Annotated in this window: 14 protein-coding genes; 5 read left to right on the forward strand and 9 right to left on the reverse strand. The window is 39.1% G+C overall.

The genetic code is table 11. The features are described 5' to 3' along the window. Window positions 1-348 precede the first annotated feature (348 nt). Complete coding sequence (locus AAH582_RS15355) at window positions 349-1,080, forward strand: 3-keto-disaccharide hydrolase (protein ID WP_343318468.1); 732 nt, start codon at window positions 349-351, stop codon at window positions 1,078-1,080. A gap of 140 nt (window positions 1,081-1,220) precedes the next feature. Here AAH582_RS15355 and AAH582_RS15360 read toward each other — a convergent pair whose 3' ends face one another. The 4 genes from AAH582_RS15360 to AAH582_RS15375 form a co-directional block, all read right to left on the reverse strand. Continuing rightward, entirely contained in the window at window positions 1,221-1,691 is a 471-nt protein-coding gene (locus tag AAH582_RS15360; RefSeq protein WP_046674568.1) for a hypothetical protein, read from the reverse strand. A gap of 165 nt (window positions 1,692-1,856) precedes the next feature. Beyond that, window positions 1,857-2,174: a DMT family transporter gene (locus AAH582_RS15365; RefSeq protein WP_046674567.1), complete on the reverse strand. Its 318-nt coding sequence runs from the start codon at window positions 2,172-2,174 to the stop codon at window positions 1,857-1,859. 77 nt (window positions 2,175-2,251) lie between these two features. Next, entirely contained in the window at window positions 2,252-2,809 is a 558-nt protein-coding gene (locus tag AAH582_RS15370) for a Crp/Fnr family transcriptional regulator (protein WP_046674566.1), read from the reverse strand. 17 nt (window positions 2,810-2,826) lie between these two features. Next, on the reverse strand, window positions 2,827-3,339 hold the full coding sequence (locus AAH582_RS15375) for a DUF4269 domain-containing protein (protein WP_343318470.1): 513 nt from the start codon (window positions 3,337-3,339) through the stop codon (window positions 2,827-2,829). A gap of 282 nt (window positions 3,340-3,621) precedes the next feature. Between AAH582_RS15375 and AAH582_RS15380 the strand changes: the two genes are divergently transcribed. After that, the gene (locus AAH582_RS15380; RefSeq protein ID WP_343318472.1) at window positions 3,622-6,888 is read left to right on the forward strand and encodes a TonB-dependent receptor; all 3,267 of its coding nucleotides are present in this window, start codon (window positions 3,622-3,624) and stop codon (window positions 6,886-6,888) included. A 63-nt stretch (window positions 6,889-6,951) separates the two neighbouring features. Continuing rightward, window positions 6,952-7,896 (forward strand): 3',5'-cyclic-nucleotide phosphodiesterase, encoded by a 945-nt coding sequence (locus tag AAH582_RS15385; RefSeq protein ID WP_343318474.1) that lies wholly within the window; start codon window positions 6,952-6,954, stop codon window positions 7,894-7,896. Between the two features lie 42 nt (window positions 7,897-7,938). Here AAH582_RS15385 and AAH582_RS15390 read toward each other — a convergent pair whose 3' ends face one another. Continuing rightward, a complete protein-coding gene (locus AAH582_RS15390) occupies window positions 7,939-8,538 on the reverse strand; it encodes a nitroreductase family protein (RefSeq protein WP_343318476.1) in 600 nt (199 codons plus the stop codon). Between the two features lie 142 nt (window positions 8,539-8,680). On the opposite strand from AAH582_RS15390, the gene AAH582_RS15395 reads away from it, so the two are divergent. After that, the gene (locus AAH582_RS15395) at window positions 8,681-8,977 is read left to right on the forward strand and encodes a winged helix-turn-helix transcriptional regulator (RefSeq protein ID WP_197084056.1); all 297 of its coding nucleotides are present in this window, start codon (window positions 8,681-8,683) and stop codon (window positions 8,975-8,977) included. A 259-nt stretch (window positions 8,978-9,236) separates the two neighbouring features. Here AAH582_RS15395 and AAH582_RS15400 read toward each other — a convergent pair whose 3' ends face one another. Continuing rightward, window positions 9,237-10,145 carry an NAD(P)/FAD-dependent oxidoreductase gene (locus AAH582_RS15400; RefSeq protein WP_343318478.1) on the reverse strand — a complete coding sequence of 303 codons (909 nt, stop codon included), beginning with the start codon at window positions 10,143-10,145 and terminating at the stop codon, window positions 9,237-9,239. 12 nt (window positions 10,146-10,157) lie between these two features. After that, entirely contained in the window at window positions 10,158-10,766 is a 609-nt protein-coding gene (locus tag AAH582_RS15405; RefSeq protein ID WP_343318480.1) for a class I SAM-dependent methyltransferase, read from the reverse strand. A 266-nt stretch (window positions 10,767-11,032) separates the two neighbouring features. On the opposite strand from AAH582_RS15405, the gene AAH582_RS15410 reads away from it, so the two are divergent. Then, window positions 11,033-11,695 carry a DUF1349 domain-containing protein gene (locus AAH582_RS15410; protein WP_343318482.1) on the forward strand — a complete coding sequence of 221 codons (663 nt, stop codon included), beginning with the start codon at window positions 11,033-11,035 and terminating at the stop codon, window positions 11,693-11,695. Between the two features lie 46 nt (window positions 11,696-11,741). On the opposite strand, the gene AAH582_RS15415 is transcribed toward AAH582_RS15410, so the two are convergent. Together AAH582_RS15415 and AAH582_RS15420 are read right to left on the reverse strand one after the other, a co-directional pair. Beyond that, entirely contained in the window at window positions 11,742-12,521 is a 780-nt protein-coding gene (locus AAH582_RS15415) for a helix-turn-helix domain-containing protein (protein WP_343318484.1), read from the reverse strand. Window positions 12,522-12,550: 29 nt separating this feature from the next. Further along, on the reverse strand, window positions 12,551-15,106 hold the full coding sequence (locus tag AAH582_RS15420; RefSeq protein WP_343318485.1) for a BamA/TamA family outer membrane protein: 2,556 nt from the start codon (window positions 15,104-15,106) through the stop codon (window positions 12,551-12,553). Between the last annotated feature and the right edge of the window lie 74 nt (window positions 15,107-15,180).

Raw genomic sequence — 15,180 nt, forward strand, 5'->3', positions numbered from 1 at the left:
AATCCTATCATTTTGATAAGGTTATTTTATCAAAATGAGAATGACTATGCTGAAAATGTGATCAAAACATTATAATATGTACCTTGTCATCTATGCTTGAAAGGTGACCAAAAAAGTATAGACGGCTTGAGCCGATTTATCTTTTAAAATGATGGGCCAGCACATTTTAGAACTTCATGAATGAATGGGAGAATATGTGAACCTCCGGATGGGTATTAGCAGAAGCACTATGTAACAAATTTGCAAAGGAATATGAAATTGTCTCCAAAAGTTCACATTAAAAATTATTTTAGGGAATACATATTAGTTGGGAAACGTATTAAAGAGACACTTATACAAATAAAAACAATGATAAACTTAAACCTTTTCAAAAAAATCACCCTATGGGCCTTTCTGGGCTGTATTTTACTCTCCTGTCAAAATGAAAAAAGCAGTCCCAATACATTGACAGAAGAAGAGCAAAGTAACGGCTGGCAACTTTTATTTGATGGTACCACGCTCAACAATTGGCATACGTACAATAATAGCAAAAATGCGCCTACGGCCTGGATTGTAAAAAATGGAACAATTTACTGTGACCCCAACAGTGAAAGCCAAAAATACGACTTGGTATCGGACAAAGAGTATAAAAATTATGAGTTTAAGTTTGAATGGAAGCTGGAAAAAGAGGGAAATAGTGGCGTTTTTGTCAACGTACAGGAAAGACCCGATATTAATGCGACCTACCATTCTGGGCCGGAGTACCAACTGTTGGCAGATTCCCATCCTGATTTTGATAAACCGCTAAAGCGTTCGGGCTGTCTTTATACATTTCTACCGCAACAAAACTTTGTGAACATTAAAACGCAAGATGATTGGAATGAATCCAGTATCATTCAGAAAGATGGAAAAATAACATTCTTCCTAAATGGTAAAATCACTGCTGAAATGGATTTTAATTCAGCTAAATGGAAAGATTTAGTAAAGCATAGCAATTTCAAAGATTATCCGGAGTTTGGTAAGCATATCAATGGGAAATTAGCACTGCAGGATTGGTCGAGAGGCGTATCATTTAGAAATCTAAAAATAAAGCTTTTATAAAAAAGTCCTTCAGATATGCGAAGGACTTGGACGCTAAAACAAAAAATTGTTTTAGCGTCTCGATTATAAAAAATATCGCAAGAAGTATTCATTATAAAAGGAGATAATGCTTGGGAAACAGCATCAAGATGAGCTGCAAACTACCGCCATTCAATTCTTGTATCTATCCAAAAACAATCCCTATTCCGCCGAAATAGATCTTCTGGTCTTTGGTGATTGTAGATGAGTTCTTCCAACGCATTAAAATTATAGCGAAACATATCTTCATCCTTTGACTGAATAGGGCGCAAAATTGAATCTTCATCATCGATAAAAATATCGGATTCGAAAATATTGATTTGATGCGTATTCACCCAAGCAATTGCCATTTCCTTACTCATTCGTTCCAATGCTTTGGTCGTTTCCTGATATTGTTTCATTTCCCAGGGAAGATCTTCCGGATAATGAGAAGCAATATAGTCTTGGTACGCTTTTATATCACCTTCACGGAGACATTCATTGCGAAGCAATAGTCTTGTCGTGTCCCGAGCAAAGCTAATATACTCCGGCCGCATAAATAGGCCGTACCTTTTACTATACAATTCTATTTTTTCTGCTAGTTCTTGCCTCATAATTTGATTATCAAGCAAAAATCATCCCAACCTACTCTTTTATAAGGAGTTTTGATTAAAAAAGTGCGTTTCAAACGACTTTGAACATTCTAGTCAAGCAAATTGAGCTCACCTTTATAATTTATTTAAATCTTCCCTAACATAAATAGCATTTCCTGTGGCTTTTTAGAATATTTTTAAACCGATAATTCCAGCGACGATCAATGTTGCTGAAAGGAGCCTAAATATATTGGCAGAATCTCCGAAAAAAAAGATTCCAACAATCAATGTTCCCACAGCTCCCAAACCTGTCCATACGGCATAAGCTGTACCGATAGGAATTGCCTTTTGAGCGTAAAACAATAATCCTCCACTAATGCTCATAGAAACAATAGCCAATATGATCCAACCCAATTTATTTGAATCTGGCTGTTGAGCCATTTTTAATCCGAGCGGCCAGCCAATTTCAAAAATGCCAGCGATGATCAATGCAATCCAATTCATTTTCAATAGTTTAAATTTCTACAGCAAAGATAATCGCTAAATGAGGGGCATTTTTTGACTTATATCAAAATCGTACCTTATCGCCGGATCCGACTAAGTGTTTCTTGTGTAATCCCCAAATATGATGCAATATGACCGAGATTAATTCTATTTAACAAATTGGGCTGTAAGCGTATGAGCGATTGATATCGTTCTACTGCAGATTCGGTATGCAGCGACATAATCCGTTCTTCAAGAATAATACAAACCTCCTCGGCAATCTTCCGACCGATAAGATTTAGTTCAGGATAAATTCTATACAATTCATTTAAATCGTCTACAGAAATAGCATAGATCTCGGAATCTTCAAGAAGCTGAATATTTTCAAAAGAGGGTTTTTCAGTATAAACGGGTAAAATCGATCCAAAAATCTGGTTTTCCTCACCAAACCAGCTGTTCATTTCACGTCCGTTTTTAAAAAAATAAGCTCGTAGTAATCCTGTACTTAAAACAAAATAGCTTGATAAATGCTGCCCTTCTCTCAAAAAATGCTCGCCCTTTTTCTTAAAGAAATAACGCGTTCTATTTTCTACCGCTTTCTCAATTGCTTCATTGAGATAGCCATATTTTTTGAACTGTTCAATTAGGGGATTCATTCTATTATAGATTAAAATCATTCATAGTTCATCGTGTTATCTGCTGGATTATACTTTAGAAGTTCTGTATATGCATCGCCTTCAATTCCCAATAGCTGACAAAATGCAGGCTCAGTTTTTATCCCACTCCTCTTGAGCTGTCTGACCTGTTCAGCGAATTGTCCACCCCTCAATTGAATAATTTCATGCTCTTTAAGCATATGTAAGTATCCATTCTGAATTTCAGTTGCTTCATCCGTTGCATAAATTTCAAAAAGCTGCCCTTCAATCGTGAAACGGCAGACGATTACGCGATCGGCCGGCCGCCGTAACCGAAAATGTGCATGCTTCGAAAAATTAAGAGACAGCATTTCTTCAAGAGCATCAAAATCGTCGACACACAGAATAATGTCTATATCACTCCCACCCACATCCAGCTGAATCGGTATCGTACCAACTACAATCGGATCATAAGCATCAAGAAGAGTAGTAATGTGATAATCAGTCAATAACCGATAGGCTTTTTTCTGCACGTCGTTTCCAGACTTCAAATAATCTATGTTTTTAAAATTTATGGTCATAAGTAACGATAAAATCCAATCCGGTTAAATAGGTTTGAATATACTAAACAACAAAAGAAAAAACGTAAACATAATCAAAATTAAAAAATAGCCGCAAACAAGATTGGACTGAATTATCAACAGTAAAAAACGGCTTATACCTACGACAGTGGAAACCGTTAAATAATATTTACTTAACACAAAATCAACACTACTCTCCTACCTTTATCGCGGTTTAAAAATCACCTAGTCATTTAAACAGCTACAAAACAAATGAGAAAACATTTGATTACCAGTATTTTGCTAAGCACAATCGGTACCTCACTTACCTATGCGCAAAATGAAACCACCTCTGCGCTGAATGGAACCGTCAGAGCGGGAAATTCGCCAATCAATGGGGCGACAATCGAAGCCATACATTTGCCCTCCGGGACAAAGTACGTTACTTCATCACGAAGTGACGGTCGCTATAATCTCCCCAATATGAGAATCGGTGGCCCTTATCAAATCACGGTAACTTATCTTGGGCATTCACCCAATATCAAGCAGATCGAGAAACTGGCTTTGGGACAAAGCTCAACATTAGATATTCAGATGCAGTCCGCATCGCAGGTATTGGATGAAGCTGTCGTTGTAGGTACGAGACAGGGCAAAGTCTTCAACTCCGGCCGAACAGGTGCTGCACAAAACATTTCCCGCACAGCGATTCAAAATCTACCTACACTCAATCGAAGCTTTACAGACTTTGTCAAACTGACCCCTCAATTTTCGATGCAGTACGGTAATCCTTCTTTTGCAGGAAGAAGCAACCTTGCCAATAACTTTACCATCGATGGCGCGCTATTTAACAACGCGTTTGGACTACAGGGAACCATCGGAAGCCAAACAAACTCGCAACCTATCAATATGGATGCCTTTGAGGAGATTTCAGTAAACATTGCTCCTTATGACGTAAGACAAAATGGTTTTACCGGTGCTGCAATCAATGCCGTAACAAGAAGTGGTACCAACGAAGTACAAGGTTCGTTAAATTATTATTTCAGAAATCAGAATTTAGTCAACAAATACAATTCGGCCGGACTAAGAGCACCAGTCAACAACTTCAGCTTAAAAGGCTATGGTTTTACCGTGGGGGGACCAATTATCAAAAACAAGCTATTCTTTTTTGCAAGCGGCGAGCTTGAGCGAAGAACAGACCCAGGAACAAATTTTATAGCTTCACGCGGAGGAAATACGGGGCCGAATGTTTCAACCGTATCTGCGGAGAAACTTGATGAGCTAGCCAACTACCTTAAATCGATCGGGTATAATCCTGGATCTTATCAAGATTACCCTTTGGATACACGCAGTGACAAATTTTCCGTTAAATTAGATTACAATATCGATCAAAAAAATACCTTAAGCGCTAAATATTTCTACTTTCGTTCCTATCGCGACATCTTACCGTCCAATAGCGGCGCGCCCAAAAATAATCGGCAACCGTCCAACCTTGGCCTACCTTTCAGCTCAGCAGGCTACGGTATAAACAACAACATGGACAATGTGAATTTAGAATTACGTACGCGTATCAGTAGCAAATATTCTAATTCATTGACCGTAGGCTACAATGTCATGAACGACTATAGAGAGTCGAAAGGTGGCCAACCATTTCCTTTGGTAGACATCATGAACCCCGACGGTAGTAGCATGACAGCATTTGGTTACGAACCATTTACAGCATTTAATAGCTTAAAGACGAAGGTATTCCAAGCAACCAACAACTTTAATATTTATGCCGGAAAGCATGAGATTACCTTGGGAGCCAATTTTGAAAATTACAAAACTACCAATGGATTTGCGCCGAACTATTATGGAGCCTATACATTTGCCAGTTTAGATGACTTCTACAACTCTGCAAAAAATAATGTTTCCAACGCAACCAAATACCAAATCCAATATTCTGTTTTACCTGATGGATCGTTTCCTTATGCAGAAATTTCAGCGCGTATGTTTGGTCTATATGCACAAGATGCCTTTGCTGTAAATAACCATTTTAAATTGACTGCTGGATTGAGAGCTGATTTGACAAACATTTCATCACCGAATGAATTGAAGAATGACAATGTAACCAAGTTAAATTTTGATCAAGGTGAAAAGATTGACGTCTCAAAATATCCAAAGAGTGCAATTCTTTGGTCGCCACGAATTGGATTTAATTGGAATGTCAATGGAACCAATCAAACGCAGGTACGTGGTGGATCAGGAATCTTTACGGGTCGACCACCGTTGGTGTGGATTTCTAATCAGGCCGGAAACAATGGTGTCATGTTTGGTTCTGAATCCATTAATAATCCTACAAACCGTCCATTTACACCTGATGTAGATGCTTATCGCAATGTAAACCACCAAACTGCAGCCAACAACTCGAGTTATAACTTGGCGGTAACGGATAATAAGTTCAAGTTTATGCAGCTTTGGAGAACGAATCTTGCCGTTGACCAAAAATTACCGGGCGGTGTTATTGGAACTTTTGAAGCCATGTATTCAAAAGATATCAATTCGGTCTACTTCCGTAATGTCAATCTAAATACAACGGACGGTCAAGCGTTGGTTGGTGCGGATAACCGTATGCGTTACAGTACTCCTCGTATTTATGGTGCTGCTAAACCTACTCCCGAAAACCCTAATATTTCGGACGCTATTGTCATGTCCAATACATCAAAAGGTTATAGTTATACCTTGACAGGAACATTGTCGAAAGAGTTCAAAGGTGGATTTTTTGCAAATATCGGTTATACCTATACAGATTCAAGATCTGTGAACGATGGAGGATCTATTGCTCAATCCATGTGGCGTGATCGCTATGTGTCGGGTAATCCAAATAGCGCTGACCTATCTTATTCAACTTATTTGGTTAAAAATAGATTTATTGCCAACTTCTCTTACCGTAAAGAATACCTGGATCATTTAGGAACGACATTCTCCTTATTTTATCAACTGCAGGACGGGCCTCGCTACTCTTATACTTATGGCGGTGACCTGAACAATGATGGTTTGTCGGGTAATGACTTGATCTACATTCCAAATAGTAAAGCTGAAATTGCACTTGTTGGCGACAATGCGCAAGACACTCGGACAGCTGATCAATTATGGTCTCAATTGAACGGATACATTAATCAGGACAATTACCTAAACGCACACAGAGGCCAATACGCGAAACGTAACGGATTGGTAGGAAAAATGATCGGAACACTGGATATTCGTATCGCGCAAGATGTGTTTTTAAATACCAGCGGTAAGAAACATCAATTGCAGATTACTTTTGATGTATTTAATTTCGGTAATATGATCAACAAAAGCTGGGGAGTTGCCCAATTTGCCAACAAAGCAAACGGTATCTTAAATTACAAAGGATTGAATGCGCAGGGACAGCCAACATTCTCCTTCCCTTATTTAGATGCTACCAATCAGATTCCACTGACCAATACATTCTCAAATAGTGTGGATGAAACTTCACGCTGGAGAATTCAGCTGGGTGTACGTTACCGATTCAACCAATAAACAAAAAATAACGTAAATTTGAACCCATCCTATAACAATGGATGGGTTTTTAGTTTAATAATCATGAAAAAACTAGCGCTTTCCATTTTTACATTTCTTGTGACCATAACCTGTCAGGCACAGCATTTTGACCTTGTCCCGCTGGGAATATATGGTGGCGAACAAGAAGACAATCTTTCTGCTTATTTAGTAGGCACTCCAAGAGATACGGCCTTCCTTTGCCTCGATGCCGGAACCATAAATACGGGGATTAGAAAAGCTATTGTGTTGAAAAGTCTAAATGGATCGGTCGAAACAATTTTGCATAACCAAATAAAGGGATATTTCATTTCCCACGGACATCTCGATCATCTATCGGGTCTTATTATTAATTCTCCTGCCGATAGCAAAAAGAACATTTTCGCTATTGATCCGGTCCTTCAAATTCTACAAAATCACTATTTTATCACGGATACCTGGATCAATTTTGGGGATCAGGGCCAAAAACCCATACTAGGAAAGTATCATTACAACAGTTTACAGGAGGGGCTGGAAATGCAAGTACCAAATACAGCATTATCTTTGACGGCATATGAGCTGAGCCATGTAAATCCATATAAAAGCAGTGCAGCACTTGTCCGCCATGATAATCACTACCTCCTTTACCTCGGCGATACTGGCGCGGACCGGGTGGAAAGATCCGATCAGCTGGATAAGCTCTGGAATACGATTACCCCACTGATCAAAAATAAACAATTAAACAGCATATTGATTGAAGTCTCCTTCCCAAATAATCAGCCAGAAAATTTACTCTTCGGTCACCTAACCCCCAATTTGCTGCTAGAAGAACTCCTAAAGCTCAAAGAAAAAACGGGACTGAAAAACTTGGAAGGGCTAAGCATAGTGGTCACACACCGAAAACCAACTGGTGATAACCATGAAATCATTAAAAACGAATTGCTCAAGAATAATCCACTTAAAATAAATTATGTTTTCCCCGAACAGGGCAAAAAGATAAGTTTAAACTAATGTAAAAAAGATGAAACCACTATTGGTTTCATCTTTTTTTACCTAGAGCTCTTCAATTATATCTGCAATTGTCAAGCGTGATTTTGCGGTAATTGCAGGCTGATTGGCATCCTCCACATGTCGATAGCCAATAGCAACTGCAAACAACGTCTGATAGCCATCGAGTTCCAGTATTTCATCATAGACGGAATTTTCAATTCCTTCCATTGGGGTTGCGTCAATATGATTTGCAGCACAGGCTGCAAGGAAAAATCCCAAAGAAAGATATACCTGTTGCTTCATCCAGGATTGAACATGAACCTCCCCTTTCGACTGCAAAAATTGCTTATAGTAATTAATCGATCCCTCTGGAAGCGTGTTTGCGATTTGCTCTTCAAAGCGATCTACATCGGTTAGTGCGCTAAAGACAACTAGATGGCTTGCCTCATTTATCTTCTGTGCGTTCCAATAGGATGCGGTAGCGAGTTTTTGTTTCATCTCCCCAGAAGAGACAAAGAAGAACTTCCATGGCTGGCTATTGATGGAAGATGGACTCAATCGGATTATTTCCTTTAATTCAGCGATTTTCTCCTCCGGAATTAGCGCTTCTGAATTATACTTTTTCGTTGTGTAACGTTGCTTTGCAGTTTCTAAAAAAGCCATAACATACAAGATTAAATTAACTATATATTTTATAGTTGCAAACTTAAATATAGTGTTATATATTTGCAATAACGGTCAAACTTGATAGTAACAGATGTATTTGATAGACAACAAACAATACCCATGCAGTACCAGCCTGACTATGAAATACATAGGCGGAAAATGGAAAGCAGTAATTTTGATTCATCTAATTGAAAAAAAACGTTATAATGAATTAAGAAAAGAATGTACACTAATTACCGAGCGAACTTTGAGCTTACAATTAAAGGAACTTGAGGCTGATGGTTTAGTAAAGCGTACAGTACATACCGATAAAGCCCCTTTAAAAGTAGATTATGAACTTACACCATTCGGCAAGACGCTTATTCCGCTATTAGAATCTATTGCAGAATGGGGACGGGAAACGGCTAGTCGGACCGAACGTATTCAACAAATGTAGAGAAGGGGCCGTCGACTTTTAAAACGATTATCCATCATAAAGGATCACTTCCTAGTGTCGGTTTATCTTATCGACAGCTATTATTTTAGCAAAATTTGGACAAAAAAATTTAAGAACAGTCCATTTGAATTTCTTTTAAGACAAGCATCGAACTAGGGACACTATTAAAGACAACATTTACGCATCAGGAAGTTTTTACAAAACTTCCTGATGAATTAACAAAGTGCGACCACTGCCAGAAAACAGATCAATATGGCCACTAAAAAACCTCATCAACAAGTTCTTTATTAACCATTGCTCCAGCTAGGTTTCCTGCAGCAACAGCATTCGCCACCGAACGCATCATACTGGAATTATCTCCACAGGCAAAAACTCCTGCAAGTGAAGTTTTTTGAAAATTATCTATTTTGATATGTCCCTGTTCCGTTATTTCACAACCTAAGGTGGCAGGAATAGCCGAATGTTGCCTAAAAGGAATGGCAGCATAAACAGCATCGAAGGCAAGTTCACGACCGTCTTTTAATTGTACCTGTTGGACCCATCCATTCTTGTGCTGGATTTTACTTATTTCTTCTTCAATAATCGAAATACCGTGTAACTTTAGTTTTGCTTTCTGTTTAACATCAAAACTAGCCTTACCCGAAGTCAATAGCGTTAAGTCGTTCGAGAGATTATTGACCAATCCCGCTACATGAAGTGCACGCTCTCCATTGGCCATAATAGCAGTTTTTCCTTTTCGAAATTCATAACCGTGACAATATGGGCAATGGATAACCGAAATTCCCCAACAGGCTGAAAATCCTTGTATACTAGGCATAATATCTTCCACACCGGTCGCAAAAATGAGCTTTTTAGCGTGAAAGACGTCCCCATTTTCGGTGGTTATTTCATACCCTGTGGCTGTCTTCGTGCCGCTCACAGCAAGCCCTTTCTGGAACTTGACACTCGGGTAGTTCAGAACTTCCTCCCTCGCTTTTTTCGCTATACTAAGCGGCTTTTCACCATCATGCGTAATGAAATTATGAGAGTGCGGCGTCTGTCGATTACAAGGTAGCCCACTATCGATAATCAACACATTCCGCAAGGAACGTCCCAATGCCATCGCTGCAGAAAGCCCCGCATAACTTCCCCCAACGATAATTACCTCATAGCTTCTATCATCTTTCATAAATATATATATTTAAATATTAATCCTCTTCTGACAAATGATGAAGTAGAATGGAAAATTTTCCTCTACCTCCCTAATTTCCATTAATCCATAGGGATCGAATTCGGCATGAATGGAATCAATATCGTAAAAAAACATATGTACTCCATCAAACATTGCAAATCGATCAGTGCCTATGGCCTCCCCCTTTCCATAGATACTCGCTAGCTTTGATACGGTCGTAAAAATCATGTAACCTCCTTCAGCTAATTGGTCAAAGCAATGCTGGATTAACGCATTACGTTCATCAGCGTCCAATAGATGAATAAGCCCGTAACAAAATATACCGTCATATATATCCTGATCAAAAGGCATTTCATTAACCGAACCATGATGGATTATCGTATCGGTTCCAATGTATTTCCTTGCAAGCTCTATTGCTGTTTTTGAAATCTCAATTCCTGTAATTTTTATTCCGTTTTCCAAAAAAGGGCGACCGTTGCGACCGTAGCCGAACCCAGGAATCAGTATATTTTTGATATTGTGTTCCAAAAAAAAGCCTACTGCAAACGTTGTAGACTTTGCGGCTTCATCCCCCCACATTTCTTGCTTCTCTATAAAATTACGTTCCCAAAATTCCATACTGCTGTTGCTTATATTGTTTAAAATTGAAATCGATCTTGTTTGCTATACCGATTCGGTACTACAGTGGATTAAAAGTCAACTCAGCGAAGATAGTATTTTTCACTATTGCAACTATGTAGCAAAAACATTAAATGCAATTAAATTGCAAATAAATTACAATATGATGAATTATTGAAATCATGGTTATTTATCAGTATTGAAAACCTGGGCTATGCTTAAATATCTTTGCTGATGAAAATGAATATCATTACAAAAACAAAAACATGAAAACTATAAAGACATTTTTAGCAGCTTCATTATTTCCATTGCTTACGATACAGGCCAGCGCACAAAAATTGGATAAGATGCTTTGGTTTAACGAACCAACAGAATGGAACATCAAAGACAATTCACTTTCGATGTTCGTTACGCCTAAAAGCGATTATTGGCGTATCTCTCATTATGGATTTACAGTAGACGACGCCCCCTTTTTCTATACGCTACGCGGGGGAGAGTTTGAAGTCAAGGCAAAGATCTCGGCGAACTACCAAACCCGCTTTGACCAAGCAGGTCTCATGTTGCGCATTGATCAGGAGAATTATATAAAAGCAGGGATAGAATTTGTGGATGGAAAATACAATTTGAGTACAGTCGTTACGCATAAAACGAGTGATTGGAGCATTATTCCAATAGATAAGGAAATCCCTTTTATTTGGATCAAAGCAATACGTCGATTAGATGCTGTCGAATTTTTCTATTCTTTTGATGACAAGGAGTATATCATGATGAGGAATGCCTGGCTGCAGGATAATCACCCTGTTATGGTTGGTTTAATGGCAGCTTCACCAGACGGCAATGGCTTTCAGGCGAAATTTGACTATTTTACGATCAAACACCTTGCAGATCAACGTCGAAGCAAATGGCTGAAAGAGAATAATTCAAACTAAAAAATATCGACGCCCGTCTAAGACAGCCCCATAGGCGGGCGTCATCTTAAGTCAGTATGTCCTGCTGCATCTTGTTAAACACACTCACTGCTTCATATGAATTTCGTACACGAAGCTTTTGGAGTATATTTTGCCGATGCCTGTTAACGGTATTAATGCTCAACCCTAATTTTTCGGCAATTCGTTTACTAATCATCCCCTCCTTGATGCAGCTTAAAATTTCTTTCTCTCGTGTACTAATCGAAGTTTTCGCACCATAGCCATCTAAGTGATGGACTACGCCTGTTACCTGATTAAGGATATAATTTCGAAGATTAATTGAAGTTTCAGTTTCTGGTAGTAAGGTATAACAGCATAAAGCCAGCTGGGGGAATTCCGGTCCTGGGGTGTCTAAGTAAAAAATTTGATGGGACAGCTGGATGATTTGCCCCTCTCTCCCTTCGACCCGAAGTATACTGTTTGCTTGATAATTGAATCGCTCCGCCAGATCCTTTTTTTTGACCAAGTTGAGAAATTGAAGCTCCAAAGCATGCTTAATGGCCAAATCATCGGGGTAAACACGTTCGAGAAGAAAATCTTCCCAAATACCGTTTATTTCCAGCTTCTTTCCATCTGAAGGAAGGTAAAGTCGTTCTGCAATTGTCCCCATATAGGTATAACTCCAGTTCGCCGTCAGGTCACTCAGTACGACTATACCGTTATGAATGTCGGCAAAAGTTTTTGCGTAACTTTTATAGTGTTTTAGCACAGATAAATCGATGCTGCTATTTCGTAATCTACGCTCAGCAAAATTTCTATCTAATTTTTTTTTGATCTCCGATTTCATTTTATACTTAAAAGCTTCGTTTTAGGTCTTTAAAAAGAAAGTCCAATTCGGAGATAAGGCAAGGTTGCTTCTTTACTGAACCCTATTACTCCTTGAATAGTTAATAGATCTCCTGGCATAAAATAAATTCCGCCACCATATCCCATATGCCAATTATTGGAATTTTCATGACTCATCCAGACTCGACCGACATCATAAAAACCAATTGCCCCTACTGTTCCAGGAACAATGTAAGAAGAATAGCTAAATAATTTTAATCGCATGTCAAAATTATTATAAAGCGCTGTTTTGCCCGTAAATCGACGAGAATTATACCCTCTTAAGCTCATTTCCCCTCCAATTTGTGCGTGCTGATAAAAATAGGGATCTCCCCATACCGCATCAAATCCGACACGATTGGCAAAAGTGACGTAGTTGTCGGCAACCGTTTTATAAAAACTCATGGAATGCTGCAATTTTGTATAGTTGCGGCCCTCCCCTCCAATTTCAGCATTCCACCCCAATCTAGTGTGAAAATGTACTCCCGATTTTGGATTACTGATATTATCGCGGGTATCATAATCTATACCAGTGGTGACCCCAGTGAAAAAATTACTACCGTAGATAGGCTCCGAAGGATATTTTTCATGAAACTCTTCAAAGTATCGTCCAACATTATTTAATTCTTTACTGTTATAATATTCGGAGGAGGATCCATAGAAAACCTTGAATTTGGGGGCTAGGTATCTTTCTAGAAAAATATCACCATTCACAAGATCAAATCGATTTCGGTAATAGGAAATGCGCTTTGAATCCGATTTATCAAAAATGGTATTATTTCCGTACCCAAAGAAGTTGCTCAAGTTTTTGGGCCCAAGGGATGAAAGATGAATGTAAAGATCATGCCCTGCAATGAGTTTCTTATAATTACCTTTGTAATCAAACATAAATGATTCGCGACCGGTCAAATAACTGGCAAGAAACTGATGCCTATACGCATAAGGTTTCTTTCTGAATCCTTGATTTTCGATCATATACCCCAGTCCAAAAATAAGTCCGCGGTCAACGCCATAGTCCAAATTAAAAACAACTCCTTTACGATCATAGACAAAATTGTCATAGTCAAACGTATGGACAGCGCTATCTTTGCTCAATTTCAGATGAATAGCATCATCAACCTGGATAGTACCCTGAACCTGGTCTTTACCATCATAGATATAAACTTTCCTGCCATTGGCAAATTTGTCTGTTGTACGGTACAAATCCTGACCATCACCACCAATAATCCGAACCTTTATGGGCGATTTGCCCGATCCATGGAACTTATATTCATCAGCGCCCGATATACCATATATGCGAACTTCTTTGGTCTGATCAGGTACAAAAGTACGTTTTAGCAATTTTCGCCCTTCGGTCCCATCCTTTTTCTTGTTATGGATATTGACAGTGACCGAACCATCACTATTGTAATCGACATCTACAAATTCAGATTTGGCGGACAATGGTAGTTCAACGACACGGGCTAGAAATCGGTAGTAGGTTAATCCACTTTCCATCAGTTCGTCCCTTCTTGAACGAATATTTGTTTCCAGTTCATTCGCGCTCATTTTCACAATGGTATCAGGCATCGTTAACATGGCCTGATGAATCAACGAATCCGTCAATGTTTTCTGAACAAATTGTATTTCGTCAATCCACTCGTCCTCCGTAAGATGCGTGAGAAAAAAATGATCAAAAGTACTTGCATTAAAATTCCAATGTGGTACATTGCGGATATGTGGACTAAAGGGTTGCAAATGGGCCTTCAACCATTGATAGGAAAGTAATGTTGGAAATACCCCCGAAGTTTTATAGTACACTTTATCCCTATCCCTAGGGACGGGGGTATAGATCTTTTTACCTTTTTCTTTTTCAGGATCCCAACGCCAGTTATCTTGATGGCGATCCCAGTCGCCCAACGTAAAGTCTAACAATCGTGCACGTAGTGTGAGCTTCTGATCAATTTGTGTATCATTGTCTTCCAACACTTTACGCATGACTTTTGCGCTATTATCCGTTTTTTGATCCTCAAAAGGGGTACGCGCCTCAAACATATAGGCTCTATTCTTAAATACCTCACGATACTCGCCAAACCTTGGGTCATCTCCCACAAAAACCAGTTCCGGCGAGGCTGAAGGAATTCCTAAGGCTTTGTTAAATGGCGGAACGGTCAATGCTCCAAATGGATGATGTATCGAAATCTGATCCTGTACAATATCTTTTGCAAATGTTTTTCGGAGGCTTTCCGGGAGACTGCGCTCAGGGTATTTCTGAATGGACCTGAGAACCCACTCCCTACCCGAAGAATCTACCAGTCTAAGCGACTGGGTCTGCATCCCGCCGCCCAACTTGACGATCTGAAGGCCACCTCGCTCTGTAGCGAGATCCATCACACGCATCTTAACAGGAGTATTGTATAATTTACGGTAACTATCTCCAAGCCAAAATCGATGCAATAATCCCACTCGGTCATACTCAGGTGCGATCACCGTGGTAATACTGTCCATACGCTGCGCATGCGAATTAAAAACACAGCAACAGGCAATTAATGTAAAGATTCTTCTCATTTTATCTAAGTCGGGTCTTCGAGAAATCAACAGTCGATACAGGTAGAATGTTTGATGGTCTCGATATCTATTTG

Origin of the sequence: Sphingobacterium multivorum (genome assembly GCF_039511225.1) — a bacterium.
Classification (GTDB): Bacteria; Bacteroidota; Bacteroidia; order Sphingobacteriales; family Sphingobacteriaceae; genus Sphingobacterium.

Excerpts from the sequence above, each read along its gene's own strand:
- AAH582_RS15355 (WP_343318468.1), top strand. The coding sequence starts at position 349 with ATGATAAACTTAAACCTTTTCAAAAAAATCACCCTATGGGCCTTTCTG.
- AAH582_RS15360 (WP_046674568.1), bottom strand. The coding sequence starts at position 1,691 with ATGAGGCAAGAACTAGCAGAAAAAATAGAATTGTATAGTAAAAGGTAC.
- AAH582_RS15365 (WP_046674567.1), bottom strand. The coding sequence starts at position 2,174 with ATGAATTGGATTGCATTGATCATCGCTGGCATTTTTGAAATTGGCTGG.
- AAH582_RS15370 (WP_046674566.1), bottom strand. The coding sequence starts at position 2,809 with ATGAATCCCCTAATTGAACAGTTCAAAAAATATGGCTATCTCAATGAA.
- AAH582_RS15380 (WP_343318472.1), top strand. The coding sequence starts at position 3,622 with ATGAGAAAACATTTGATTACCAGTATTTTGCTAAGCACAATCGGTACC.
- AAH582_RS15385 (WP_343318474.1), top strand. The coding sequence starts at position 6,952 with ATGAAAAAACTAGCGCTTTCCATTTTTACATTTCTTGTGACCATAACC.
- AAH582_RS15390 (WP_343318476.1), bottom strand. The coding sequence starts at position 8,538 with ATGGCTTTTTTAGAAACTGCAAAGCAACGTTACACAACGAAAAAGTAT.
- AAH582_RS15395 (WP_197084056.1), top strand. The coding sequence starts at position 8,681 with ATGAAATACATAGGCGGAAAATGGAAAGCAGTAATTTTGATTCATCTA.
- AAH582_RS15400 (WP_343318478.1), bottom strand. The coding sequence starts at position 10,145 with ATGAAAGATGATAGAAGCTATGAGGTAATTATCGTTGGGGGAAGTTAT.
- AAH582_RS15405 (WP_343318480.1), bottom strand. The coding sequence starts at position 10,766 with ATGGAATTTTGGGAACGTAATTTTATAGAGAAGCAAGAAATGTGGGGG.
- AAH582_RS15410 (WP_343318482.1), top strand. The coding sequence starts at position 11,033 with ATGAAAACTATAAAGACATTTTTAGCAGCTTCATTATTTCCATTGCTT.
- AAH582_RS15415 (WP_343318484.1), bottom strand. The coding sequence starts at position 12,521 with ATGAAATCGGAGATCAAAAAAAAATTAGATAGAAATTTTGCTGAGCGT.
- AAH582_RS15420 (WP_343318485.1), bottom strand. The coding sequence starts at position 15,106 with ATGAGAAGAATCTTTACATTAATTGCCTGTTGCTGTGTTTTTAATTCG.